The 23,046-nt window shown below is 70.8% G+C and carries 18 protein-coding genes; 8 read left to right on the top strand and 10 right to left on the bottom strand.

Features of this window, described 5'->3' with window-relative positions:
* Window positions 1–65: 65 nt before the first annotated feature.
* Window positions 66–1,268, bottom strand: a complete 1,203-nt coding sequence (locus tag SRB17_RS08975; protein ID WP_153536559.1) for a saccharopine dehydrogenase family protein — start codon at window positions 1,266–1,268, stop codon at window positions 66–68.
* A 97-nt stretch (window positions 1,269–1,365) separates the two neighbouring features.
* On the opposite strand from SRB17_RS08975, the gene SRB17_RS08980 reads away from it, so the two are divergent.
* Complete coding sequence (locus SRB17_RS08980) at window positions 1,366–1,596, top strand: hypothetical protein (protein WP_153536561.1); 231 nt, start codon at window positions 1,366–1,368, stop codon at window positions 1,594–1,596.
* 166 nt (window positions 1,597–1,762) lie between these two features.
* On the opposite strand, the gene SRB17_RS08985 is transcribed toward SRB17_RS08980, so the two are convergent.
* From SRB17_RS08985 to SRB17_RS08995, 3 genes are all read right to left on the bottom strand, one after another.
* Complete coding sequence (locus SRB17_RS08985) at window positions 1,763–2,656, bottom strand: NAD(P)-binding domain-containing protein (protein WP_194293950.1); 894 nt, start codon at window positions 2,654–2,656, stop codon at window positions 1,763–1,765.
* Window positions 2,657–2,690: 34 nt separating this feature from the next.
* The gene (locus SRB17_RS08990; RefSeq protein WP_153536565.1) at window positions 2,691–3,938 is read right to left on the bottom strand and encodes a cytochrome P450; all 1,248 of its coding nucleotides are present in this window, start codon (window positions 3,936–3,938) and stop codon (window positions 2,691–2,693) included.
* 135 nt (window positions 3,939–4,073) lie between these two features.
* The gene (locus SRB17_RS08995) at window positions 4,074–5,636 is read right to left on the bottom strand and encodes an AMP-binding protein (protein WP_194293951.1); all 1,563 of its coding nucleotides are present in this window, start codon (window positions 5,634–5,636) and stop codon (window positions 4,074–4,076) included.
* A gap of 226 nt (window positions 5,637–5,862) precedes the next feature.
* On the opposite strand from SRB17_RS08995, the gene SRB17_RS09000 reads away from it, so the two are divergent.
* From SRB17_RS09000 to SRB17_RS09010, 3 genes are all read left to right on the top strand, one after another.
* Window positions 5,863–7,224 (top strand): flavin monoamine oxidase family protein, encoded by a 1,362-nt coding sequence (locus SRB17_RS09000; RefSeq protein WP_153536569.1) that lies wholly within the window; start codon window positions 5,863–5,865, stop codon window positions 7,222–7,224.
* 427 nt (window positions 7,225–7,651) lie between these two features.
* The gene (locus tag SRB17_RS09005; protein WP_153536571.1) at window positions 7,652–7,855 is read left to right on the top strand and encodes a ferredoxin; all 204 of its coding nucleotides are present in this window, start codon (window positions 7,652–7,654) and stop codon (window positions 7,853–7,855) included.
* A 4-nt stretch (window positions 7,856–7,859) separates the two neighbouring features.
* A complete protein-coding gene (locus SRB17_RS09010; protein WP_153536573.1) occupies window positions 7,860–9,038 on the top strand; it encodes an NAD(P)/FAD-dependent oxidoreductase in 1,179 nt (392 codons plus the stop codon).
* Between the two features lie 74 nt (window positions 9,039–9,112).
* Here the strand turns inward: SRB17_RS09010 and SRB17_RS09015 are convergent, their stop codons facing one another.
* The gene (locus SRB17_RS09015; RefSeq protein WP_153536575.1) at window positions 9,113–9,883 is read right to left on the bottom strand and encodes an SDR family NAD(P)-dependent oxidoreductase; all 771 of its coding nucleotides are present in this window, start codon (window positions 9,881–9,883) and stop codon (window positions 9,113–9,115) included.
* Window positions 9,884–10,186: 303 nt separating this feature from the next.
* Between SRB17_RS09015 and SRB17_RS09020 the strand changes: the two genes are divergently transcribed.
* From SRB17_RS09020 to SRB17_RS09035, 4 genes are all read left to right on the top strand, one after another.
* Complete coding sequence (locus SRB17_RS09020; RefSeq protein ID WP_153536577.1) at window positions 10,187–10,780, top strand: TetR/AcrR family transcriptional regulator; 594 nt, start codon at window positions 10,187–10,189, stop codon at window positions 10,778–10,780.
* Window positions 10,781–10,919: 139 nt separating this feature from the next.
* Entirely contained in the window at window positions 10,920–12,158 is a 1,239-nt protein-coding gene (locus SRB17_RS09025; RefSeq protein ID WP_153536580.1) for a cytochrome P450, read from the top strand.
* A 201-nt stretch (window positions 12,159–12,359) separates the two neighbouring features.
* A complete protein-coding gene (locus tag SRB17_RS09030; RefSeq protein ID WP_153536582.1) occupies window positions 12,360–13,058 on the top strand; it encodes a response regulator transcription factor in 699 nt (232 codons plus the stop codon).
* Window positions 13,059–13,653: 595 nt separating this feature from the next.
* On the top strand, window positions 13,654–15,225 hold the full coding sequence (locus tag SRB17_RS09035; RefSeq protein ID WP_194293952.1) for an AMP-binding protein: 1,572 nt from the start codon (window positions 13,654–13,656) through the stop codon (window positions 15,223–15,225).
* Window positions 15,226–15,239: 14 nt separating this feature from the next.
* Here SRB17_RS09035 and SRB17_RS09040 read toward each other — a convergent pair whose 3' ends face one another.
* The 5 genes from SRB17_RS09040 to SRB17_RS09060 form a co-directional block, all read right to left on the bottom strand.
* On the bottom strand, window positions 15,240–16,139 hold the full coding sequence (locus SRB17_RS09040) for an NAD(P)-binding domain-containing protein (RefSeq protein ID WP_153536586.1): 900 nt from the start codon (window positions 16,137–16,139) through the stop codon (window positions 15,240–15,242).
* Between the two features lie 116 nt (window positions 16,140–16,255).
* On the bottom strand, window positions 16,256–17,629 hold the full coding sequence (locus SRB17_RS09045) for an NAD-dependent succinate-semialdehyde dehydrogenase (RefSeq protein WP_323375206.1): 1,374 nt from the start codon (window positions 17,627–17,629) through the stop codon (window positions 16,256–16,258).
* Between the two features lie 217 nt (window positions 17,630–17,846).
* The gene (locus tag SRB17_RS09050) at window positions 17,847–20,153 is read right to left on the bottom strand and encodes a LuxR C-terminal-related transcriptional regulator (RefSeq protein WP_153536590.1); all 2,307 of its coding nucleotides are present in this window, start codon (window positions 20,151–20,153) and stop codon (window positions 17,847–17,849) included.
* 90 nt (window positions 20,154–20,243) lie between these two features.
* Window positions 20,244–21,530 (bottom strand): flavin monoamine oxidase family protein, encoded by a 1,287-nt coding sequence (locus SRB17_RS09055; RefSeq protein ID WP_153536592.1) that lies wholly within the window; start codon window positions 21,528–21,530, stop codon window positions 20,244–20,246.
* Window positions 21,527–22,861, bottom strand: coding sequence for a flavin monoamine oxidase family protein (locus SRB17_RS09060; protein WP_153536594.1), 1,335 nt, complete (start codon window positions 22,859–22,861; stop codon window positions 21,527–21,529). Before SRB17_RS09060 ends, SRB17_RS09055 begins: the two co-directional genes overlap by 4 nt.
* Window positions 22,862–23,046: the final 185 nt, after the last annotated feature.

Consider the following 23,046-nt stretch of genomic DNA (forward strand, 5'->3'; position numbering starts at 1 on the left):
GCGGCCGCCGTGATCCGGACGACCTGCCTTCCTTGGTGGTGGGGAGCCTGCGCGGCGGCGCGTCGTCAGCTGTCGAGAACGTCCGTGACGACCTCGTACACCGCGGCGCCGGGCGCGGGAGGCTCGTCGGCGAACTGCGCCAGGTCGTTGAAGAAGATCTTCGGGTCGATGGCGCCCTCGGGTCCGTGGACGCCCGGCCTGCTCACCTGGCCGCGGGCCGCCATCAGCGTCGCGACGGCCAGCGGGATCCCGGTCATCTCGCCCATGTTGCCCTCCGGCTGCACCAGGGCCTGCGCGCCGACGCGGACGCGGGTTCCGTCCTTGGTGCCCTCCGCGATGGCGAAGATGTTGCTGGGCAGGCTCGGCGACGGGCCGGCGGCCTTGCCGCTGAGGTTCGGCCGACGCAGCAGCTCGTCGGAGGCCTGGCGGACGTTCAGTTCTCCGGCGCGGACGCGGTCGGCGATGCCGCTGATGCCGTCCATGAGTCCCCGGCGGGCGCTCATCACGTTGAGCGACTCCCGCACCTCGGGCCGGATCCTCGGAAGGGTGAGCGGTTCGGGGTGGCCGCACACCCAGACCGCGTCCTCGCCCCACCCGGGGTAGGCGAGCGTCAGCTCCTCGAGGGCGTGCGCGTCGACAAGGCCACCGTCGCGCCAGATCTTGATCGGCTCGGTGCAGTTGTGCACCCAGTGCTCGATGGCAGCGGTCGCCTCGGGGAACTCCCGGTCGGCGGTGGGTCGGGGGAAGTGGGCCGCGGAGGCACGCCACGACGTGTAGACCCGGTCGACGGTGTCGCACTCGTTCATCGCCAGGACGGCGAGCAGGTTGCTGGTGCCCGGGCTGGCGCCCATGCCGATCACGGCCGTGACGCCGGCCGCACGCGCGGCGTCGTCCAGCTCGAGCATCTCCAGGGTGGGCTCCCAGTCGTCGCAGATGTCGAGGTAGTCGGTGCCGGCCGCGATGGCGGCGCTGAGGACCTCGCGACCGAAGCGGTAGAACGGGCCCGCGCAGTTGAGCACGAAGTCGACGTCGGCCAGCGCCTTCGCCAGCGCCTCCGAGTCCGAGATGTCGAGGGCCAGCGGGGTGGCCTTCGCGCCGAGGTCGGCGGCGAGCTTGACCGCCTTCTCCTCGTCGCGATCGGCGACGACCACCTTGGCGATCTCGTCGGCCTTGGCGAGCACGCCGCAGGCGTACGCGCCCATCTCGCCGGCACCGCCGGTCACGAGCACCCTCTTCGGCGCGACCTGTTCAGAAGTTGAGGAAGTCATGACCGCATCGTGCTCGCAGCGGACCGATGGGGTGGCCGCGAAGCCCGCAGTGTGCCCACCTGGGGGAGTGGTCGGCGGCCGTCGACAGACTGGATTGGTGACCAGGCCGGCGATCTGGGCCCAGGGCGGTGCCGCGCGCGAACGCCGCTTCGAACTCGGCGTCGCCGACGTCGTGGCTCCTGTCCACCAGGGCGTGGAGCGTCTGGTGGCTGTGCGGCAGGTTCCGGTTGCCCTCTCGGAGCAGTTCGAACCGGCCGTCCAGCCGATTCACGGGCTTGTCGGTGACGAAGTCGGGGTCACGACCAGCACCTCCGCGGGAAGCGCGTAGCCGGGCGGGCAGCCCGCTCAGGTTGCCCCGGGCACCGAGGATCGGTGTCTTGCCCATGCGCCGCAGGCAGAGAGCCCCGGACCGCGCGCAGCGGGAGGTTGCGCGAGGACCCGCCCAGTTGGGTGGGTCCGCGGTCCAGGGCTCGGCGCCTCGACGGTGGGGAGGGTCAGGCGTCGGCGCGGGCGACCTTCGTAGAGGCGAAGAACCCGAGCTCGCCGAGGCCGGCCTTCTCGGCCTCGGCGAGGTTCTCCACGGCGGCCGCGAGCAGCCGGGCCTTGTGGCCGGCCGACCGCATGGTGCCGAGGGCGGCGCGACACCCCGCGGCGTAGACACCGAGCGTGGCCACGTCGGTCGTGTGCTGGTCGCTCGCGATGGCGCCCACGGCCTCCTTCGCGGTGGCGGCCAGGGTCTGGAACGCCAGCTCGCTGATGGCGTTCAGGGTCTCCGGGTCGACACCCTGGTCGAGCGCGTAGGTCGAGGCCTCGACGTACGCGCTCAGGGCGGCGGAGTAGAACCCGGCGATGATCGCGGCGTCGAGGACGCTCGCCGCCTTCACGTCGTCGGAGACGCGCGCGGAGTAGGGGCCGGGGGCCGTCAGGGTGCGCTCGTGCTCCGCCCAGGTCTCAGGGGAGCCCGAGTAGAGGACCATGCCCTCCTCGGTGCCGATCTGCTGTGGGTAGCAGAGCACCGCCCCGTCGAGGTAGGGGACACCGCGTTCCTCGGCCCAGGTCTTCATCTCCTCCGCCTCGGTGGGCGTGCCGGTGCCGACGTTGACCAGGGCGGTGCCGGTCCAGTCGGTGGCACCCGCGATGGCCTCGCGGGTGGTCGCGTACGTCGACGTGACGGCCACGACGAGCCTCGACGAGCGCACGACCTCGTCGATGTCGTGGAGTGCGCTCACGCCGTCTCCCGCGAGCGTCTCGGCCTTGGCCGGTGTGCGGTTCCAGGCGGCGGTCTTCAGGCCCTGTGCCGCGAAGTTGCGGGCGAGGGCCGAGCCCAGCAGCCCACAGCCGAGCACGGCCACGTCGTACGTCTTGGTTCCTGCGGTGGTGTCTGACACGGGTTCTCCACTTCCTGTCCGGTGGTGGGTCAGGTCAGTTCGCGCGGGGGCCCAGCCGGACCGGGAGCGTCTGGCGCTGGTTGACGAAGAACGACGCGGTGAACGGCGCGTCGCCGGCGATCTCCATCCGCGGGTAGCGCTTGAGCGTCTCCCCGACCATCAGCCGCAGCTCGAGGCGGGCCAGCGCGTTGCCGAGACAGAAGTGGCGGCCGCCGGCCCCGAACGCCTGGTGCTCGGGGTTGCGGGTGACGTCGAAGCGGTCCGGGTCCTCGTACTTGTCCTCGTCGCGGTTCGCCGACGGGTAGAACAGGACGACCTGGTCGCCCTCCTTGATCGCCTGCCCCCCGACCTCGGTGTCCTTCGTCGCCGTGCGTCGCATCAACGTGAACGCGGGGAACATCCGGAGCGCCTCCTCGACGACGCTGGGCACCAGCGACGGGTCGTCGAGGACCTTTTGGCGCTCGTCGGGATTCTGGATCAGCGCGATCATCGCGCTGGTGTACGTCGCCATGGTGCTGTCGTTGCCCGCGGCGAAGAGCAGCAGCATGCCCGCGACGATCTCGTCGTCGGTGAGCCGGTCACCCTCGACCTCCGCGTTGACGAGGATGCTGATGAGGTCGTCGCCAGGGTTGGCCTTGCGGTCCTCGATGAGCGCCACGCACTGCTCGATCAGGCCGGGGATGAAGACCGTGAGCCACTCCTCGAGGCCGCCGGGGTTGAAGTGCGGGTCGTCGAGGGCGATGTAGCGGCTGATGTTGTGGATCCAGCGGGCGTCGTCCTGCGCGGGGATGCCCATGAATCCGTGGATGACCCGGGCGACGATGGGTTTGGCGACGTCGTTGACGAGGTCGCAGGTCTCCTTGCCGTCGAGGCGGTCGAGCACGTTCGCGACGGCCTCACGGACCTTGACCTCCTCGGCCGCGATGCGCTCCTGGGTGAAGCCGGCGAGGAAGAGCTGCTTGAGCCGGTCGTGCCGCGGCGGGTCCAGGTTGATCATGTCCATCTTGGACAGTTCCTTGAGGTCCTCGGGCATGCCCTCCCAGGTCAGGTCGACAGCCCCCTCACGGTGGGAGGAGAACGTCTTCCAGTCACGGCTGATCTTCGCGATGTCCTCGGCCTTCGTGATCGACCAGAACCCGGGCGCCTCGGGCAGGCTGGCGATGCCGGGCGAGTGGTGCACCGGGCACTTGCCGCGCATCTCGGCGAAGACCTCGTGCGGGGGGCCGTCGACCCACAGCTCCATGTCCGCGACCGTGAAACCGGGGTCGTTGATCGAACTCATCGCTCCTCCAGAGTGACTTGGCGAAAAGCCGGTGCGGCGAAACGTAGGTCGTGCGACCTGGCACCGTCGCGGCCGACGTCGGGATCCGCCCAGTTGGGGGAGTGCGGCTCGCGTGCGGGCGTTCGGGCCCCGTGCCTACGCCCGGGGAACCTCGTTGTCCCACGCCGCTGCACTGATGCCGCGGGAGCGCACCTTGTCCTTGTTGACCCGCTCGGTGGGTGTCCGCGGGAGGTCGTCGACCACCTCGATGAAGCGGGGAACGGCGTGCTTGGGGAGGTCGGCGGCCAGGAAGTCGCGCAGCGCGGGCGGATCGATCGTGCGCCCTTCCCGGGGGACGACGAGGATCGCGACGTCCTCCTCGCCGAGCTCCGACGGCACGCCGATGGCGGCGGCGGCGAGCACGTCGTCGTGCTTGTTGGCCGCGCCCTCGACCTCCCACGCCGACACGTTCTCGCCCCTCCGGCGGATCGAGTCCTTGAGCCGTCCGATGTAGTAGAGGAAGCCGTCCTCGTCAGCCCGCATCCGGTCGCCGGTGTGGAACCACAGGTTGCGCCAGGCTGCGATGGTCGCCTCCGGCTTGTTCCAGTAGCCGGCCATCATGATGTGCGGCGACCGGGGTCGCACGATGAGCTCGCCGATCTCCCCGACGGGTACCGGCTTGTCCTCCGCGTCGACCAGTTGCACCTCGACCTCCGGGGTGGGCACGCCCACCGAGCCGATCCGGTTGTGCTCCGGTGTGTTCATCGTGATGCAGAGCGCCTCGGTCATGCCGTACATCTCGATCAGCCTGACGCCGTAGCGCTCCTCGAAATCCCTCTGGAGCGCTGCGGGCACACCGCCGCCGGAGCCGATCACTGCCGGGTGGTCGCGATCGGCATCGGTGGGCGTGGCGGCGTACAGCATCGACAGCATGGTGCCGAGGTACCCGAAGTACGACGCGTCGGCGGCGCGCACCTCGTCCCAGTACCGGCTCACACTGAATCGTTTGCCGAGGGCCACCCGGCCGCCGGTGAGAAGGGCGGCGAGTACGTACGACCGTGCGTCGGAGTGGAACAGGGGCTCGGGCGTGTACACGGTCTGCCCCGGCTCCATGCCGAGGGCGGACGAGCCGCGGCGGGCCCAGGTGACCTGGTAGGCGTGAGGCAGCAGCACTCCCTTGGAGGGCCCGGTCGTGCCGGAGGTGTAGATCATCGTCGCGATGTCGCTCTCGAGCGGCGGCTCCACGGTGCCGTCGCGGCCCAGCTCGATCACCTCGTCGAAGGTGAGGTGCCGGGTGCCCGTCCCGAACGGCAGGTCGCCGTCGTCGGGGTCGATCAGTACGGCGAACTCGGGGTGCTCGGGGACGACCTCGGCCACCGCACGCAGGTACTCCGGGAGCCCGATCATCACCCGCGGGCCGCAGTCGCTGACGAGGTACTCGAGGAACGCGCCGCGGGCCTCCGGGTTGATCGGGACGTCGATCATCCGGGCGGAGTCGACTCCCAGCCATGCCACCACGGTCTCGAGCCTGTTGTCCGACACGATCAGGCCTCGGTCGCCGGGGTCGAGACCGAGCGCCCGCAGGCCGGCTGCAAGGGCGTGGACCGACTCGAACAGCTCGGCCCGCGCGTACTCCTTGCCGTCGATCAGGAGGACCGGAGCATCAGGTGCTTGCTCGGCCTGCTCCTTCAGCACGGCGAAAACGGTGGCGTCACCCATGGTGGAGAGCTCCTCCTCAGTGAACCGGTGGCCCGGTCTCGATCGGCAGTGCGCGGCGCGATGGCCGGAGGGCAGCAAACCGCTCCATGCCCCCGGGCGGCCGGGCTGCGGTCGAGCGGCACCCGGCTGGGGGAGAGAGGCGGGCCGGTCCCGGCGGCATCCCCCGACCGGGCGCCTCGCCGCGGTGCGGGAGCCCGCGACGCCGACCGGAGAGCACGATCGCCCGATGCAGAGTAAGGGGAACATCCGCGAACAGCAGTGCGAGGTCGTCGTCGTGGGTGCCGGTGCCGCCGGCCTCATGGCCGGCTCGACACTGGCAGCCGAGTCGACCGACGTCGTGGTCCTGGAAGCCGCGACGAGAGCCGGTGGCCGCGTCGAGTCGGTCCGCCACGGGGACTACTGGCTCAACATCGGCACTCAGTTCACCGAGGGCGGGGGACCGCTCTTCGACGTCATGGACCGCTACCGGATCGAGCGCGGCTCGCTCGCCGGCCGGAAGGCGGCGCTGTACCTCAAGGGCCGGATGGTGACCACCGACAGCGCGCCTCTGCTCTTGCTGCGCTCGCGCATGCCGCTCGCAGCCAAAGTCGAGCTGGCGCGGGTCGGGCTGCGCATCAAGTACGCGTGCGCCCGCCTCTTCGGGAAGAACGCCGAGGCCGCGCGCGCGGTCCGGGCTCGCTTGGACTCCCAGTCGGGCGTCGAGGCGCTGATGGCAGGGGTCCGGTCCCCGGAGCTGATCGCCCTGTTCAATGCCTGGTCCGGCCAGTGGATCGGCTGCGACCCCGAGGAGACCGCGGCGCGGCAGCTCGCCACCTCGATCGGCACCGCCCTCGAAAAGGCGGCGGAGGTGCCGAATTTCGCCCTTCCGGTCGGAGGCAACCAGGCCTTCACCGACGCGCTCGCTCAGGACCTCGGTGACCGGCTGCGGCTCGGCGCCGAGGTGCAGCGGATCACCTGGGCCGACGACAGCGTGACCGTCGAGTACGTCGACGCGGCCGGTCCGGCACGGCTGACGGCGAAGCGTGCCGTCGTCGCCACCCCCGCGGACCGGGCCGTCGAGATCATGCCCGACCTGCCGGACGCCCAGTACTCGGCGCTGACCGACATCAAGTACGGCCGCTACATCCTGGCCGGGGTCTTCACCAAGGAGCAGGGCCCGCAACGGTGGGACGACTACTACGGCATCTCGACGCCGGAACTGTCCTTCCAGATGGTGTTCAATCACGCGGCACCGCTGCGAGCCCAGGGCCCCCGGAAGCCGGGCGGCGCCCTGGCGCTGCTGTCCGGCGGGTCCTTGGCCGACCGGCTGGGCAAACTCTCCGACGAGGAGATCGAGGACGCGTTCCTCCGCGACCTGATCGGGATGTTCCCGGAGCTCGACGGCCAGATCGACCGCGTGGTCGTGAAGCGGCAGCCGCGCGTGGTGTCCTACTGGGAGCCGGGCAAGCGCGACGCGTCCCAGCAGACCCTACGCGCTCCGCTCGGTCCGATCTGCTTCGCGGGCGACTACCTCGGCGACCCCTCATTGGCCGTGGCCGCGGCGTCGGGCCAGCGAGCTGCCCGGAAGGTGATGCAGAGCCTGGTGTGAGCCCGGCCGCGCGGGTCGTTCTCCCGGGTGCCGGCCGGCCGCGGCGCTGCCGAGGCGGGTGGGGCGGGTGCCGGCTTCACGATGCCGGTGCTCCACCTGTTCCATCAGCTGCCGGCGGCGCGCTCGCCCCCGCCGGCCAGGCGCCCGGGTCCGTGCAACGGACCTGCGAGCCCAGTGGACGCCACAGGCTGGTGTCGGCGACCGAAAGGTCGCTCAGCCTTGCTTCGTCCGGCATGGCGGTCCTCTTCCCGCGGGCCGTCGATCCGGCGAGGCGGCATGACACGACCGCGCAGTCGGCGGCTCGCGCTGCGAGAGACCCCCCGGTTGGGCATTCTTCGGGGCTCGGCCCGTAAGGCGGCGACGAACGGCTCCAGCCTTGTCGGCAGACCCGCCAGAACGCACGGGCCAGAACGCAAGGAGAGCCACCATGGCGCTGACGCTCAGGATCGACCTCGACGGATGCACGGGCTGTGCCTGCTGCATGATGGAGTGCCCGGACCTCTTCGACATCGACGACGAGTCCGGCCAGGCCATTCTCCTCGAGCCGCACCCCTCGGACGACCGCCTCGAGGAGGCGGAGCGCGCCGTCCGTTCGTGCCCCGAGGGCGTCATCGCCCTCGAGCAGGACTGACGCCGTGGACCGCATTGTTGTGGTCGGCGGCTCGGTGGCGGCGGTGAACGCCGTCGACGGGCTCCGGCACGCGGGTCACGAGGGCGACATCACGCTGGTCAGCGCGGAGGACCTGCTGCCGTACGACCGGCCTCCGCTGTCCAAGGAGGCACTTCGTGAGGGCCACGAGCACCACAGCCTGCTGATCAAGGAGCCCGGCTGGTACGACGACAACGCCGTCGAGGTCTGCCTCGGCGCGGCAGCGGTCGGGCTCGACGCCGCCGACAAGACGCTGTTCCTCGAGGGCGGCCGGCAGGTGTCGTACGACGGCCTCGTCGTCGCCACCGGATGCCGGACCCGTCCGTTGGAGCTGCTCGACGGCGTGCCGGACGTCTACGAGGTGAGGTCACTCGCCGACTCACTGACCCTCCACGAGCAGCTGCGGCCCGGCCGTCACCTGGTGGTCATCGGTGCCGGCTTCATCGGGCTGGAGGTCGCCGCCACCGCCCGGAAGATGGGCCTGGACGTCTCGGTCGTGGAGATCGCTCCCGTCCCGCTGACCCGGGTCCTCGGCTCGGAGCTCGGCCACTGGTTCCAGGACCACCACGTCCGACACGGCGTGAACCTGTACTGCGGCAGCGGCATCGACCGCGTCGAGGTCACCCCCGGTGGGAACAAGGTCCACCTGGCCGACGGCACGGTCCTGGCCGCCGATCTCATCGTCGCCGGCGTCGGGGTCCAGCCGGAGACCGGCTGGCTCGAGGGCAGCGGCATCGAGCTCGCGAACGGCGTGGTGTGCGACGAGACTCTCAGGACGACGGCTCCCGACGTCGTCGCAGCAGGCGACATCGTGCGCTGGCCGAACCGGCTGTTCGGAGAGACGATGCGGGTCGAGCAGTGGCTCAACGCCGTCGAGCAGGGCACCCACGCGGCGCGCACGCTGCTCGGGGAGAACGAGCCGTTCGCGCCCGTCCCGTACTTCTGGTCGGACCAGTTCGAGGCCAAGGTCAAGTTCGTCGGCCACGTGGACGGCCAGGACCAGGTGAAGATCACCCAGGCGGACGACACGTCGCTGGTCGCCCTGTTCGGCCGCGGGGACCGGCTCCGAGGCGCGCTGTGCATCAACGCGCCGCGTCAGCCGGCGTTGAGCAAGCGGGACATCCTCAACGGCGTGTCCTGGGCCGACGCCACGGCCGGCAACTGACAGACGCACAAACGAATCGGCCGGCGTGAGCAACGAGCTCACACCGGCCGATTCGTCGGGAGCGGTCGGACGTGTCACTGGGTGGAGTAGCCACCGTCGACGACGAGCACCTGACCGGTCATGAAGTCCGAGGCGGAGGACGCGAGGAAGACCGTCGGACCGGCGTACTCCTCGGGCTGCGCGGCGCGGCCCATCGGGGTCTTCTTCTTGACGTACGCCTGGAGGGCCTCGTTCTCCTTGAGGTTGCCGATCATCGCGGTGTCCACGAAGCCCGGCGCGATCGCGTTGACCTGGACCCCGGCCCGCGCCCACTCCAGCGCCACGGCCTTGGTGAGGCCTATCAGACCGTGCTTGGCGGCGATGTACACGCTGTCGTCGAGCATGCCGACGAGGCCGAGCACCGAGGCGATGTTGATGACCTTCCCGCCACCGTCCTTGAGGTACGGCGACGCCGCCTTGGTCATCACCCAGCAGGACTGCAGGTTGAGGTCCATGACCCGCTGGTAGACCTTGAGGTCGGTCTCCTCGATGGAGGAGTCGTGGTCGTCGGCGGCGTTGTTGACGAGGATGTCGAGACCACCCAGGGTCTCCGCGGCACAGTGGATCGCGGCCTCGGCGGACTCCGGTGTACGCAGGTCCGTCGCCAGGATGTCGATCTGGCCCGGGGCGTCGGCGGCGAGCGCAGCCGTCTCCTTGAGGGCCTTCTCGGTGCGCGCGGCGGCGACCACGTGGGCGCCTGCCTCGGCGAGGGCGATGGCGATGGCGCGGCCGATGCCGCGGCTGGCTCCCGTGACGAGTGCGCGCTTGCCGGTGATGTCGAAGATGCCGGTGGTCGTTGAAGTCATGCGCCGACGATGCACGCAACCGGTGGTGAGCCGCCGCGAACAACAGGCGAGGACCGCCCGGTTGGGTGATGTCGGGATGGGGCGGACGGCCGGGGGCGACGGGGCTTCCTGGCCCTCGGTGTGTCGATCCCCCAGCCGGTGGAGCGCCGAGACGTTCGGCCACACGTGCGCGATCTTCGGCCGTAGCGTGCTGCAACGTGCAACCTGGGCAGGCGCGATGGCGCAGGAGAGCGCCCATGAAATACCGCGTCGGTCCGGGTGACACCCCGGTTGTCGGCCGGCCGATCGATGAACAGGAGTCAGATGGCACACATTCCGGCCGATGAGCGGCGCGAGCAGTTCATCACCGCGGCGGTCGCGGTGATCGCCGAGGTCGGTGTCGAGGGCGCCAGCACGCGACGGATCGCCGAGGCGGCCAAGGCGCCCCTGGCCGCCCTCCACTACTGCTTCCGGAACAAGGAGCGCCTGCTCCTCGACGTGTTCGACCGGATTCTGGAGTCGCACCGTGCCGACACCGCGTCGATCGACGGCCGCGGCCAGAGCGTGGCCGACGTCGCGGTGGACCTGCTCAGCCGCACCCTCGAGTGGGGCCTTCGCAACCAGGACGAGGCCCGCGCCGAGTTCGACCTCGCCCTGTGGGCGGCCCGCCAGGAGACCGGCCTCGGCGTGCAGATGTACGCCAGCTTCATCGACATGTGGACCGCGACGCTGCGGCAGGCGGACCCCGGGCTCACGGCCGCGGAGCTCGACGCGACCGTCCGCCTCATCATCGCCCTGGCGGACGGGCTCGGCCTGCAGATGCTCTCGCACCAGGACGACGCGCAGACACGCCGGAACACCGCGGAGGCCGCGGTCATGCTCGCCGCACATCTGCGGGCGCGCTACGTCGAGGCCTGATGCATCCCCCAGGCGGGCGCGGATCGGCTCCCGCCACTGCGGTGGCCCGCCCATGGCGTCCTAGCGTCCTCGCTCAGTGGGACAAGTGACCCAGTCGGGCGACCCAGGCGGACGGGCCGCCCCTGACGAAGGAGGACCGATGACCGCGGACGAACTGCCGGAGGACCTGACCCTCGCGGACTTCGACCTGTGGAAGGACGGGCCGCCGCACGGGATCTTCAGCGACCTGCGTGCGAAGTGCCCGGTGCACTGGTCACCCGGCATCCCCGTCCTGCCCGAGGAGGAGGGTTTCTGGTCACTGACCAAGGCCGACGACATCGCCAGGGTCAGCCGCGACTGGCGGACCTTCTCGTCGGAGCGCATGGGCATCGACATCACCAACCACCAGATCCCGATCGAATTCGCGCGTGCCGAGTTCATCGGCATGGACCCGCCGAAGCACGACCGGATCAAGCAGCTCTTCCTGGCGGGCTTCACGAGCGAGCAGATCGCCGGGCACGAGGACTGGATCCGCGAGATCGTCGTCGCGGTACTCGACCGCCTCGACGCCGAGGAGACCTGCGACCTGGTGAGCGCCGTCTCCCAGCCTGTCGTCGCGCGGGTCATCCACCGCCTCCTCGGCATCCCGGAGGAGGAGGACGTCAAGTGGGCCGACTACATGAAGCGGTACATGGGTCGTGACGACCCGGACCTGAACCCGGGCGGCATCGACGCCTACGTCAACGAGCTCCTGCCGACCCTGATGCAGGAGGTCACCCACATGATCGACGCGCGCCGGGCGAACCCCACCGACGACCTGATCAGCGTCCTCGTGCACGCCGAGATCGACGGGCAGACGCTGTCCGCCGAGGAGATCATGTACGGCACGCTGCTCCTGATCGGTGCCGGCAACGACAGCACGATGGCGACGTACGTGAGTGCGATGAAGGCGCTGATGGAAAGCCCCGACCAGCGCCAGCTGGTCCTCGACGACATGTCGCTCGTGCCGAGCGTCGTCGAGGAGGCCCTGCGGATGTTCCCGGCGTTCTCGATGATGCGGCGTACGGCGACCAAGGACGTCGAGATCGGCGGCCGGCTGATCAAGGAGGACGACAAGGTCATCATGTGGTACCCGTCGTCCAACCGGGACGAGGACAAGTACGACGACCCGCACCGCTTCGACGTGACCCGCAACCCGGAGCACCAGGCGTTCGGAGCCGGTGGCCGCCACTTCTGTCTCGGCAACGCGCTGGCCCGGCTCGAGCTGCGGCTGATGATCGAGGAGACGCTGAAGCGCTACCCGGAGATGGAGATCGTCGGCGGGGCGCCGCACGCCGAGTCGTTCTTCATCAACCAGGTCAAGGCGCTGACGGTGAAGCTGGGCCGCCGCGCCGGGTGATCGGTCGCCTGCCTCCGGCACCGCGCCCCGTCGCCTGGTGCCGGAGGAAGGCAGGTGGCCATCGCTCGGTCGGGGTGGCCCCCCGGTTGGCAGGTAGCCGAAACAGGTAGTTCCACGCGTGCCCGTGAGCGGGCGGATGACGACTGTGCGAGTGGCAGGCGAACGCCTGGCGAACGAGACGTCGAACGAGGTGCTGCTGCGATGACGATGGTCGAGCCCCGATCTTCCGGAACCTCTGACACGGGAGGGCGTGACTGGGCGGACGGCCTACGCCCGCAACGGGTGCTGGTGGTCGACGAGCACGAGCTGCTGTCGGCGGGACTCCGCGCGATCCTGGCCGATGCGCCATGGGTGGACGCGTGCCTCGTGGCGAGCTCGGCGGACACAGCGCTTCAGGTGGCACGTCGCCACCACCCGCAACTCGTGCTGGTGAGCACGTCGTTGGGCGGCTGGTCAGGGCCCGACCTGTGCCGGACCCTGCGGGAGCGGATGCCGCACGTGAAGGTGGTGCTGATGTTCGCGGAGGGCCGCGTGCCGGCGGCGCTGGCGGCATCGCTGGGCGCGGTGGCCGCGCTGTCGAAGATGATGGTGCCGGGTGCGATCCTGATGGCGCTCAAGCACGTGGCCGAGGGCGGGCGAGTCTTCCCGAAAGGGAAGCCGGCACCGAGGGTCAAGCTCTCCGAGCGGGAGCTCGACGTCCTGCGGCACCTGGCGTCGGGGCTGAGCAACCCCGAGACCGCCGCCACCCTGCACCTGTCTCGCCACACGATCAAGCAGCACACGAGCGCGGTGTACCGCAAGCTCGGTGTGCGCAATCGCGCGGAGGCCGCCGGCCGGGCGCAGGAGCTCGGTCTCCTCGGCCGGCAGATGCGAGGGCGCGAGCAGCGCGATGCCGGTTGAGACCCAGCCGGCGAGTCGGCCTGGAGGGAGAACCTGGACCCGATCGTCGTGAGGCTGCCAGTGAACGCACCATGGGAGATCGGGCTCGCGCACCGGCACTGGCTCGCCGAGCCGATGGCCGAACCGGCACCGCCGTTCGCACTCGTGCGTCTCGAACCGGACTACGGCGCGAGTTGCTCCGGGCGGACGAATCCCTCACCGTCTCCGTCGTGCCGGTGCGACTCACGTGCAGCACGGTCACGGTGCGGGAGGAGTTGCGCTCGGCACCCCACGGCGCACACCGGGCGACGGCGATCCTGGTCCGATGGGACCGCGAACGCCGTCGCTCGATGCCGTCCCACTCCCGAGCGGGACGGCATCGAAGCACAGCTCGCGCGGTGACCGGTGCCGCTCAGTCCTCGTGCGCGCCGGTCATCGCCACCGACATGGTGGGAGACGTCGCCACCGACCCCGGCGGGTCCATTCCGGGGAGGCACTCGCTGGGCCGCCTTGCCGAGCCCGGGAGCGCGGGAGGCGGGAATCGTCCTCCCCCAACCGGGTGACGTGCACCACAAGGGCCGCCCCGCGCCCCGCGAACGGCGACGACGATCCCGGTATGTGCTCCCAGGACAGCATCCTCTCCGTCATCCGTACCTCGGCCGCCGAGGACCCCGACCGCGAGTACCTGCGGATCGGCGGCCGGTCGTTCACCCGCCAGGAGGCCCTCGACCAGGTCGAGCGCGTGGGGCGCGGCTTGAGGGCCCTCGGCATCGAGGCCGGTGACCGCGTCGGCGTGATGTGCGACAACCGCCCCGAGACTCTCTTCATCTGGCTCGGTGTCAACGCGGCCCGCGCGATCGACGTGCCCTTCAACGCCGAGGCCCGCGGGCGGCTCCTGGACTACTTCGTGCACGACGTCGGACCCCGGGTGCTGGTCGGCACCGAGGACTACCTGCGGATCCTGGCCGACGCGATCACCGACGATCCCGACTACGTCGTCTGCATCGGGGAGTCCAGCGGGACGCCGTTCGGTGACCGCGCTCGGCAGATCGGCTTCGACGAACTGGTTGCGCTCGGCGCGGAGTCGACGGAGGAGCTGCCTGCGCCGCGGGCGAGTGACACCGCGACCGTGATGTACACCTCCGGCACCACCGGACCGTCCAAGGGTGTGATGCTGCCGCAGCGGTACTACCCGGCCCAGGGCGAGCATGCCGCGAACCTGATGGGTGTGGGGGCCGACGACGTCGTGCTCTGCGTGCAGCCGCTGTTCCACATCGACGCCCGTGCCTTCGTGGTCACGACCTGGGTCGCCGGCGGAGTCGTGGCGATCGGGCGGCGGTTCGGCGTCTCCACATTCTGGGACGAGGTCCGGGAGCACGACGCGACCATCTTCTCGACCATCGGCACCATGCTGTGGATGCTCTTCAAGCAGGAGCCGCGTGCGGACGACAACAACCTGCCGGCGCGGCTGGCCATCTGCTCGTCCACGCCGCGGGAGATCCTGCACGGCTTCGAGAGGCGCTTCGGCGTGGACCTCATCGAGGCATACGGCATGACCGAGTGCGTGCTCATCACCTCGGCACCTGCGGGCGACACGACGCCCGGCCGGATCGGCAGGGCCATCCCCGAGCTCGACGTCCGGCTCGTCGACGACACCGACACGCCGGTCGCACCCGGCGAGGTGGGCGAGCTGGTCTACCGCCCGCGGGAGCCGTTCGCGATGATGCAGGGCTACTGGGCCAAGCCCGAGGCGACGCTCGAAGCGTGGCGCAACCTGTGGTTCCACACCGGAGACCTGGTGCGCGAGCACCCGGACGGGCTCGAGTACGTCGGCCGGAGGAAGGACTCGATACGCCGACGCGGCGAGAACGTGTCTGCCTGGGAGGTCGAGGAGGCCGTCGCGGCCCACCCCAAGGTCCTGGAGGTCGCCGCGATCGGGGTGCCGTCCGAGGTCGGTGAGGAGGACGTGGCCGTCCTGGTCGTTCCGCTGCCGGGCCAGGACCTCGCTCCGGAGGAGCTCGTCGAGTTCGTCGCCAAGGACCTGCCCACGTTCGCGGTTCCGCGTTACGTCGAGTTCGTCGACGGGCTGCCGAAGACGCCGTCGGAGCGCATAGAGAAGGCGAAGGTGCGCGAGCGCGGCATCACGGCTGCGGCCTGGGACGCGAACGTCGCGCTCGGCCGGAGGTGACAAGCTCCGCCGAGTCAGCTCGGGGCGTCCTGCCGTGCCACCTTGGCGAGCGCGTACAGCCCGAGGTCGCCGAGCCCGGCGGCCTCGCCCGCCTGGAGGCCTTCGACGGCCGCGGCAAGCAGCCGCGGGTGGTGGCCGGCGGCACGCATCCCTGCGAGGACGTGGCGAGAGCCTTCGGCGTACACCGCCAGCGTCGCCTGGTCCGTCTCGTAGCTGTCGTTCTCGATCGCCGCGACGGCCTCCCTGGTCGCACGCCGGATGCCCCCGATGACGGACTCGGTGACGGACCTCAGCGTGTCGGCGGTGACCCCCATGGCGAGGGCGAAGCCGGCGCCTTCGAGGTACGCGCTCATTGAGCCGACGTAGAAGGAGCCGACGATGGCGGCGTCCATCACGCAGGCCGCCTGGACCTCCTCTGCGATGTGCGCCGAACCCGCGCCGAGGCTCATCAGGGTGGCCCAGTGCGCCGACCACACCGAGGCAGAGCCGGAGTAGAGGACCAACCCCTCCGCGGTCCCGACCTGGCCGGGAAAGCAGAGGATCGCCCCGTCCAGGTATCCGATGCCGCGCTCGTGGGCCCACTGCGCCATCGCCGTCACCTCGTGGGGCGCTGCCGAGCCCAGGTTCACCAGCGGCGCCCCGCCCCAGTCGGTGACGGCCGAGAGCGCCACGCGTGCCGCGTCGTACGTCGATGTGCACGCGATGACGAGACCGGCCGACCGGACCGCCTCATCGATCGACGGTACGGCGGTCACGCCGCCGCCCGCGATCGCCTGCGCCCGCTCCGGGGTGCGGTTCCACGCGGCGACGGTGTGACCGGCATCCGCGAGTGCCTTCGCCAGCGCGGCGCCCATCAGCCCGCAGCCGATGACGGCGACGTCGTAGGTCGTGGGTGTGGTCGTGGTTCCGGACATGGGGGTCTCCTCTGGTGCCTGCCGTCCTGCGGACGTCTGTGGGGTGATTGCTGCGGGAACACCAGTGGCTCGCGCACCGCCGGTGCGCGAGCCACTGGTGATGCGGTGGTGGATCGTCAGGCGCCGACCCGGATGAGCTTGCGGTTGACGAACTCCTCGGCGCCGAACCGACCGAGCTCGCGACCGAACCCGGACAGCTTGACGCCACCGAACGGGAGGCCGGGCTCCTCGGCGCCGACGACGTTGACGTACACCATGCCGGCCTCGATCCGGTCGGCGACGCGCTGCGCCTGCTCGGGGTCGGTGGTGAACACGTACGAGCCGAGACCGAACGGCGTGTCGTTCGCGACCGCGATCGCCTCCTCCTCCGAACCCACGCGGTACACGTGTGCGAACGGCCCGAAGAACTCCTCCTTGGCTGCCTGGTTGCCGGGGTCGATGTCGACCAGCACGGTGGGATCGAAGAAGCTCCCGTCGCGCGTGCCGCCCAGCGCGACCCTGGCTCCGCCCTCGACCGCACGGTTCAGCAGCTTCTCGAGCCCCTCGGCGGCGCCGACCGAGGAGACCGGTCCGAGGACGGTGTCCTCGGACGCCGGAGGGCCCGGCTTGAGCTCGGCCAGCGTCGAGACCACCTTCTCCACGAAGGCGTCGTAGAGCTCGTCGATGACGATGTACCGCTTCGCGCCGTTGCACGCCTGACCGGCATTGTCGTAGAAGCGGGCACCCAGCGCGGCCTCCACGGCCGCGTCGAGGTCATCGGTGCTCAGCAGGATGAACGGGTCCGAGCCGCCGAGTTCGAGGACCGCCTTCTTGAGGTGACGTCCGGCAGTCGCCGCGACCATCGCACCGGCCTTCTCCGAACCCGTGACCGATACACCGGCGACCCGAGGGTCGGCGATGACGGCGTCGATCTGGGCATAGGTGGCGTAGACGTTCTCGTAGGCGCCGGCGGGGAAGCCGGCGTCCAGCAGCAGCTGCTCGATGGCCGCCGCGGACTCCGGGCACTGGGAGGCGTGCTTGAGCAGGATGGTGTTCCCGGCCATCAGGTTGGGCGCGGCGAAGCGCGCGACCTGGTAGTAGGGGTAGTTCCACGGCATGACGCCCAGCAGGATCCCGACGGGCTGGCGCCGGACCACCGCGGTGCCCTCGCCCCACTGCAGCGGGACCGGCTCGTCGGCCAGGAACTCCCCGGCGTTGTCCGCGTAGTACTCGAAAATGGCTGCTGCGAAGTCGACCTCGAGAACACCCTGGTTGGTCGGCTTGCCCATCTCGCGGCTGATGATGGTCGCCAGCGCCTCCCGGCGCTCGACGAACAGCGCCGCGGCGTTGCGCAGCAGCGTCGCGCGATCCGCGATCGACGAGGTACGACCCCACGTGCGGTACGCCGCGTCGGCACGGTCGAGCTTCGCTGCCAGCTCGTCGTCCGACAATGCGGCGTACTTCTTGACGGTCTCCCCGGTGGTGGGGTCGACAACCGCGTAAGTACTCACGACATCCTTCTTTCTCGATCGCCGGGCGCTTGACGTCCACCTTGGGCGACCCGGCGTGACATGGGCCGCCGGTGCTCGCAAGGACCCCCTAGTCGGGGGAGGTCCGCGGGCGGGGCTCCGTCGGCACGGGACGCCTGCGATCCGACCGCGCTCGCACCGGCAGCGGCGTTGCGTGCTCGTGGCCTGGTCGACGGAGACCGCGTCGCGCGGACGGGCGTCAGTCCTGCCCGGCCTGCCGCGTGACCCAGATCGCGATCTGGGCGCGCGACGTGAAACCCTGCTTCGCCAAGATCCGCTCGACGTGCCCCTCCGCGGTCCGGAGCGATACCACCAGCTTCGCTGCGATCTCCTTGTTCGACATCCCCTCCGCGACCAGCTGCGCCACCTGTCGCTCACGCGGGGTGAGCCGGATCGTCGGTGAGGACGGCGGCGGCGGTTCGTCGGCGGCGGGCTCGCGCAACGCCACCGCGAGCACCTCGTCGACGTTGAGCCGGCTGCCACGGTCGAAGGCGACCTCGAACCTGGCGTCCCCCACACGGTCGCGCGCCATCGCCTCGTAGCGCCGGCGGAACCCGTGCATCTGGCGCGCACCGAGCGTGCGCCAGATCTGATCCGTAGCCCCGAAGAGCAGCGCCGCCTGCTCTGCCTCCCCCTGGACCGCGGCCGTCCACGCGACGCTCTCGAGGGTCAGCCCGAGCCCCAGCGTGTCGCGGAAGACCTGCTTGATCCGCAGTGCCTCGAAGAGCTCGTGCTCGGCCCGCTCGGGGTCTCCGTGGATCAGTTCCAGGATCCCGCGCAGCCAGTGTGCGTAGGACAGGTTCCACCGCTCTCCGATCGCGGCGCAGCGTGCCCGCAGCTCGTCCGCGATCGCCCTGGCGCGGTCGTAGTCGCCCATCATGATGAGCGTGGCGGCGAGCTCGACCATCAGGCTGTCGGCGTACTGAGCCTCGATCCCGGTGGCGGTGTACTGGGCCAGCGCCTCGGTGAAGAGCGGGATCGCGCTCTCGAGGTCCGCCGGGCCGCCGAGCGAGCGACCGAAGCCGCGGACGTGATCGGCGAAAGCCCGGGCTCTGTCGTCGAGGTCGACCGCCAGCTCGTGAGCCTGGTCGGCGAGCGTCCTCACAGCGTCGTAGTCACCCTGGAACCCCGCGATGTAGGCGGTCGTCGCCAACGCCCAGGCGCGCTCGATGGTCGGCTCCTGGTGCAGCGACAGACCACGGTCCAACCACAGGCGGGCCTCGGTCAGGTGGTCCATCGCACCCCAGAACCACGGCACTGCCGCCATCTCGAGGCCGATCCTGGCCTCGCCGGGCAGCGACATGCAGTACTCGAGTGCCTGCCGGATGTTGGCGTGCTCCAGCTGCAGGCGGGTCGCCCACTCCTCCTGCCGTGGACCGGCCCACTCACGACCAGCCGTTCTGATCAGCTCGGCGTACCAGTCGCGATGGCGTCGTGCGGTGGTGGTGTCCTGCGACGACTCCGCCAGCCGGGCACGGCCGTACTCGCGAAGGGTCTCCAGCATCCGGAAGCGCGTGTGCCCCGCGTGCTCACCGCGGATGAGGATGGACTTGTCGACCAGGCGCGCGACGGTGTCCAGCAGAGCGGAGGCCGGCAGGCGCTCGTCGGTGCACACCGCCTCGAGCGTTTCCGTGGTGAATCCACCCGCGAAGACCGAGGCCCGTGCCCAGAGCAGCTGCTCGATCGGGGTGCAGAGGCCGTAGCTCCAGTCGATGAGGGCCTGCAGCGTCTGGTGCCGCTCCGGGAGGTTCCGGCTGCCCTCACGCAGCAGCTCGAACCGGTCGTCGAGCCGGCTCGCGAGCTCGTCGACGGTGAGGGCGCGTAGGCGCACGCACGCCAGCTCGATGGCCAGCGGGATCCCCTCGAGCCGGCGGCAGAGCCGGACGACCGCCACTTCGTTCTGCGGAGTGATCGCGAAGCCGGGGAGCACCGCGGCCGCTCGGTCGGCGAACAGCGCCACCGCCGGGTACCGCGTCGCCTTTCCGGACTCCAGTGCGTCGGGGTCCGGCGTCTGCAGGGGCGCCACCGGATAGATGTGCTCGCCCACTGTCCGCAGCGCCTGGCGGCTCGTGACCAGGACCTTCACACCAGGTGCGGCACGCAGCAGCCGGTCCACCAGGTCCGCGGTCGCGTCGACGAGGTGTTCGCAGTTGTCCAGGACGAGCATCAGGCGTCGCTCGCCCAGAAAGTCCTCGAGCACGGCGAGCGGGTCCACGGCGGGTTGCTCACGAAGGCCGATCGCGTCCCTGACCGCCTGCGGCAGCAGGTCCGGATCCGTCAGCGAGGCGAGCTCCACCAAGTAGACCCCGTCGGGGAAGGCGCGTCGCATCTCGTTGCCCGCCTGCAGCGCCAGCCGGGTCTTGCCGACCCCGCCCATCCCGGTCAGTGTCACGAGCCGGGTTGCTGAGAACAGCTGCCGGACTGCGGCCAGATCGTGCCGCCGGCCCACGAAGCTCGTGAGGTCGGCCGGCACGGCCCGCGCGGATCTCGCCGACGGTGATGCCAAGGGGATCCTTCGTGGTGCGGCTGCGGTACGGCTCGCGAACGTATCAGCGCAGCCGCACCACCGGAAGGGATGTCGCGCGCAGAGACGGCACTAGCTCGTCGCTGCGACCAACGGCTGCCGAACCCGTCGCCGTTGCAGGACCTCGTCCGCCGCGCGCTCGCCGGAGCGGAGGGCACCGTCCATGCCGGTGGCCCACATCTCGGCAGTGTGCTCACCCGCGAAGTGGACCGGGCCGACACTCTGGGCCAGCAGGCTGGGGAGCCTCGGGAAGTCACCCATCAGCGTCGACACGACGCCGCCGGCGTACTGCTCCTGTGTCCAGTCCTGCACGAGTCCCGCGAGGCGTTCGGGCCGCCGCCCGGTGGCGCTCGCGACCAGCCGGTCGAGGGCGTCCAGCGCTCGCGCCTCGTCGCGCAGCACGCCGTCACCGCGATCGGCGAGCAGGCCGAGGACGACCACCGTGTCCTGCGGTCCGAGCGGCCGTGCCCAGATCAGCGAGATCGGGCCGTCGCTCATCGCCGACCGGCCGAGGCGGCGGGTGAGCTCCGCGCCGGCGGCGTACTGGCCGATCACCTTGCCGCCCTGGGCCATCGGGGTGCTGAGCAGAGCGTTGACCTTCCACTCGGGCAGCACGGGGGCGAAACCGATCCGCAGCGTCGGGGTGACAGGTGTCGCGACGACGACGTCCCGTGCGGTGAAGCGGTCCGTGTCCGTCTCGACGACCAGGCCGCCGCGGCCCCGGCGCACCAGGCGCACGGGCTGCTCCAGCCTGATGTCGAGGCCCGCGGTCATCTCCTGCGCGAGCGAGTCGGTGCCGTCGGCCATCATCCAGCAGACCCGGCCGACATGAGGTGGCTCGAACGTCGACATCGGGATCTGGGACGCCTCGTGCACCGGGTTGTACCCGGTCTGCCGGCAGAACATCCGCCGGGCGGTGGGGGAGAGGCCGACGCGCGCTGCCCAGGCCTGGACCGTCTCGGTCGGCGACGGTGGTACGGCGTCGAGCGCCGCGCGGACCTCGTCCGCGATCTGGTCGCGCTCGTCGTCATCGAGCCGTCGGCCGTCGACGACCAAGGTCTCGCGGAGCGGCGAGGCCGCGGTCAGCCGGCCGTCCGGGTCGGTGGGGAAGAGCGCGAACTGGGGGGTGATGGCCACCCCGAGGTCGGCACAGTACTGGAGGAGCTTGTCCTGGCCGATGTCGATGAACGAGGCGCCCAGGTCGGCGGGCTGGCCGTGACACAACCGGTCGCGCATTGTCCGGGTGCGGCCGCCGACGTACGGCTGCGCCTCGAGCACGACGACCTCCTCCCCGTGGCGGGCCAGCCGCCGCGCGGCCGCAAGTCCGGCCAGCCCGGCGCCGATGACGAGCGTGCTCATGCGCGCACCAACCTCTCGTGGATCTCGTCCGGTGACATGCGTGGCGGCAGCCGGAGCACCTCGTCGGCCGCGCGCAACCCGGACCGCACGGCACCCTCCAGGGTGCCGCCCATGTCGACGTCGGTGTGGTCGCCGGCGAAGTGGACGCGCCGATCCGGTGTCGCGAACTGCGCGACGAGGGCACGCCGTGACGTGCAGCCCGTCGTCGCCCCCATGCCGAGCGCGAACGGGTCCGCCGTCCAGTTCTTGCGGCCGCTCGCGATCCGGGTGACCGGTGCGCCGACGGCGATGCGCACCACCTCGTCGAGAACGCCGAGCGCCGTGTGATCGCACTCGAGAACGTGCCGTCGGGTGCCGGAGACGAACCCGCTCACCACGGCCGGCCCGTCCGTGACGTGGTGGTTGCTGACCCACGCCGTGTTCACCGGTCCGTCGGTGAACACGCCGTGCGTGAGCGCGGCACGTACGGCGTCGCCCTCGGCGTACTGCGCGATCACCTTGCCGCCGGACGCGCGCTGCAACGAGGTGAGTGCGCCGGTGAGCGTCGCCGGCAGCGGCGGGTCGAAGCCGATCGTCGGCAGCACGAACGCCGGCACGGCCATCACGACCTGATGCGCGAGCAGCCGCTCGCCGCTCTCCAGCTCGACCTGGACGCGACCGCCGGCCTGGCGGACGGTGCGTACCGGAGTCCCCAGGCGTACGTCGAGATCGCGTGCGAGCGCGTCGGCCAGCTGCTGTGCGCCGCCCAGGACGCGTCGGATCGAGCCGACGTGGGCGCCGACCAGGTAGTGCGTGTCGACCTGGAACAGGTCGTACTGCACCGGCATCCGGGCGATCCCGGCCATCGCACCCCGGGCGAAAGTGGACAGCCCCGCGCGCCGGATCCACTGCTCGGCCACTTCGTGCGGCGCCGGCGGTGTGTCGCGCAGCGCGACCCGGATCTCGTCGTCGACCGCCGCGAACCGTGGCCCGGTCAGCAACTCGGTGCCCACGATGATGCGTCCGTCGGCGAGGTAGCCCTCCAACGGCGTCTCGTCGGGCCGGGTGTCCGCTCGCTCGATCCACACCTCGTCGGAGAGGCCGACGCCGACCTCGGCGCACAAACGGGTCAGTGCGTGGTGGTCGGCGGTCACCAGCTCGGCCCCCAGATCGCCGTACTGGCCTTCGGTGAAGCCCTTCCGCACGGTGCGGGTGCGCCCGCCGACCCGCTTGCGGGCCTCGAGCACCGTCACGTCTGCACCGGCCGCGGTGAGGGCACGAGCGGCGGTGAGGCCGGCCGGCCCGGCACCCACCACGAGGACCCGGGCCGGGTTGTGGTTGCTCAACGTCATGGTCCCAGGATCGGCGCTGCCGAACGCCTCGGGATCGGCGAGGGATGCCGATACCGCCCGGCTGGGGGAGGGAAGGGCGGCGGCGCGGCACCAGTGGTCTGTGCCCCCTCCGGCAGACCGAACACGTGGTGACGGCGTCGGTCGTCCACCCGGAGCGTCGCGCCGACACGGACGTGGGGCTGCTC

The organism is Streptomyces sp. RB17, from assembly GCF_009604455.1.
Taxonomy (GTDB): Bacteria; Actinomycetota; Actinomycetes; order Streptomycetales; family Streptomycetaceae; genus Streptomyces.

Coding starts and splice junctions, on each gene's coding strand:
- SRB17_RS08975 (WP_153536559.1), bottom strand. CDS start 1,268: ATGACTTCCTCAACTTCTGAACAGGTCGCGCCGAAGAGGGTGCTCGTG.
- SRB17_RS08990 (WP_153536565.1), bottom strand. CDS start 3,938: ATGAGTTCGATCAACGACCCCGGTTTCACGGTCGCGGACATGGAGCTG.
- SRB17_RS08995 (WP_194293951.1), bottom strand. CDS start 5,636: ATGGGTGACGCCACCGTTTTCGCCGTGCTGAAGGAGCAGGCCGAGCAA.
- SRB17_RS09000 (WP_153536569.1), top strand. CDS start 5,863: ATGCAGAGTAAGGGGAACATCCGCGAACAGCAGTGCGAGGTCGTCGTC.
- SRB17_RS09005 (WP_153536571.1), top strand. CDS start 7,652: ATGGCGCTGACGCTCAGGATCGACCTCGACGGATGCACGGGCTGTGCC.
- SRB17_RS09015 (WP_153536575.1), bottom strand. CDS start 9,883: ATGACTTCAACGACCACCGGCATCTTCGACATCACCGGCAAGCGCGCA.
- SRB17_RS09020 (WP_153536577.1), top strand. CDS start 10,187: ATGGCACACATTCCGGCCGATGAGCGGCGCGAGCAGTTCATCACCGCG.
- SRB17_RS09025 (WP_153536580.1), top strand. CDS start 10,920: ATGACCGCGGACGAACTGCCGGAGGACCTGACCCTCGCGGACTTCGAC.
- SRB17_RS09030 (WP_153536582.1), top strand. CDS start 12,360: ATGACGATGGTCGAGCCCCGATCTTCCGGAACCTCTGACACGGGAGGG.
- SRB17_RS09035 (WP_194293952.1), top strand. CDS start 13,654: ATGTGCTCCCAGGACAGCATCCTCTCCGTCATCCGTACCTCGGCCGCC.
- SRB17_RS09040 (WP_153536586.1), bottom strand. CDS start 16,139: ATGTCCGGAACCACGACCACACCCACGACCTACGACGTCGCCGTCATC.
- SRB17_RS09055 (WP_153536592.1), bottom strand. CDS start 21,530: ATGAGCACGCTCGTCATCGGCGCCGGGCTGGCCGGACTTGCGGCCGCG.
- SRB17_RS09060 (WP_153536594.1), bottom strand. CDS start 22,861: ATGACGTTGAGCAACCACAACCCGGCCCGGGTCCTCGTGGTGGGTGCC.